This window comes from Pseudomonas sp. NPDC086278 (assembly GCF_050280905.1).
In the GTDB taxonomy this organism is placed as follows: Bacteria; Pseudomonadota; Gammaproteobacteria; order Pseudomonadales; family Pseudomonadaceae; genus Aquipseudomonas.
Genome location: NZ_JBNNWE010000208.1, coordinates 1 through 1835, shown reverse-complemented (window position 1 = coordinate 1835; position 1835 = coordinate 1). Strand labels below are relative to the sequence as shown.

The 1835-nt window shown below is 57.8% G+C and carries 1 protein-coding gene and 1 pseudogene; both read right to left on the bottom strand.

Annotated elements, in window-relative coordinates; translation table 11 throughout:
* The coding region (gene atpD, locus ACQKP4_RS28985) for a F0F1 ATP synthase subunit beta (RefSeq protein ID WP_427637431.1) at window positions 1-1378 on the bottom strand (1378 nt) is incomplete at its 3' end.
* A gap of 27 nt (window positions 1379-1405) precedes the next feature.
* A pseudogene (locus ACQKP4_RS28980) lies at window positions 1406-1738 on the bottom strand (F0F1 ATP synthase subunit gamma); the annotation flags it as partial.
* Window positions 1739-1835 lie beyond the last annotated feature (97 nt).

Here is a 1835-nt window from a genome sequence, read left to right as displayed (position 1 = left end):
CCACTGCAACCAGCAACAGCCAGGAATACCAACGCAGGGCAAAGCGCGAGCGGCGGGCAGTTTGAAGCTTGGGCAGAGGTGGGGTGGCCATCAAGTTGAAGCCAGCAATGGTGTCTTTCAGGGAAACGTATTTACCCGATGCACCGGTGAAGACTTCAGCCACGAAGAACGGCTGCGACAAGAAACGCTGGATCTTACGAGCACGGTTTACCAACTGCTTGTCGGCTTCCGACAGCTCGTCCATACCCAGGATCGCAATGATGTCCTTCAGTTCTTTGTAACGCTGCAGAACGTACTGAACGCCGCGAGCGGTGTCGTAGTGGTCCTGGCCGATCACGTTCGGGTCCAGCTGACGCGAAGTCGAGTCGAGTGGATCGACCGCCGGGTAGATACCCAGGGAGGCGATGTCACGGGACAGAACGACGGTGGCGTCCAAGTGGGCGAAAGTGGTCGCTGGCGACGGGTCAGTCAAGTCATCCGCCGGTACGTATACCGCCTGGATCGAGGTGATCGAACCGTTTTTGGTCGAAGTGATGCGCTCTTGCAGAGTACCCATCTCTTCGGCCAGGGTCGGCTGGTAACCTACTGCGGAAGGCATACGGCCCAGCAGTGCGGATACTTCAGTACCGGCCAGGGTGTAACGATAGATGTTGTCGACGAACAGCAGAACGTCGTTACCTTCGTCACGGAACTTCTCGGCCATGGTCAGGCCGGTCAGTGCTACGCGCAGACGGTTACCCGGCGGCTCGTTCATCTGACCGTAAACCAGTGCCACTTTGTCCAGAACGTTGGAATCCTTCATATCGTGGTAGAAGTCGTTACCCTCACGAGTACGCTCACCCACACCGGCGAACACGGAATAACCGCTGTGCTCGATGGCGATGTTACGGATCAGTTCCATCATGTTTACGGTTTTGCCTACACCGGCACCACCGAACAGACCGACTTTACCGCCCTTGGCGAACGGGCAAACCAGGTCGATAACCTTGATGCCGGTTTCCAGCAGGTCGTTGCCGCCTGCCTGTTCAGCGAAGGTTGGCGCAGGACGGTGAATGCCCCAGCGCTCTTCGGTGTCGATCGGGCCAGCTTCGTCGATCGGGTTGCCGAGGACGTCCATGATCCGGCCCAGGGTCGCTTTACCGACTGGTACGGAGATGGCTGCGCCAGAGTCGGTGACTTCCAGACCGCGCTTCAAGCCTTCGGTGGAACCCATCGCAATGGTACGAACCACGCCGTCGCCCAGCTGCTGCTGAACTTCCAGGGTGGTTTCAGCCGCGCTCACTACTTTCAGCGCGTTGTAGATGCTCGGTACGCTGTCGCGTGGGAATTCCACGTCGATAACGGCGCCGATGATTTGAACGATACGTCCGCTACTCATAGCTGGATCCTCTGAATATTTGAACCGTTAAACCGCGGCAGCGCCGCCGACGATTTCCGAGATCTCTTGGGTGATCGCAGCCTGACGCGCCTTGTTGTAGATCAGCTGCAAATCGCTGATCAAATCACCGGCGTTGTCGGTAGCGTTCTTCATCGCGATCATCCGCGCAGCTTGTTCAGCCGCGTTGTTCTCGACCACCGCCTGGTAGACCTGCGACTCCACGTAACGGACCATCAAGCCGTCAAGCAGCTCTTTGGCGTCCGGTTCGTACAGATAATCCCAGTGGTGCTTGAGTTTCTGATCCGGGGTTGCCACCAGTGGAATCAACTGCTCCACGGTAGGCTGTTGCGTCATGGTGTTGTCAACACCTCGAACCTCGACCCGGACATGACACCGCTCAACCTCACGCCCGACGAAGTGGATGCGCTGGTCAAGTTCATGGAAGTCGGCTTGACCG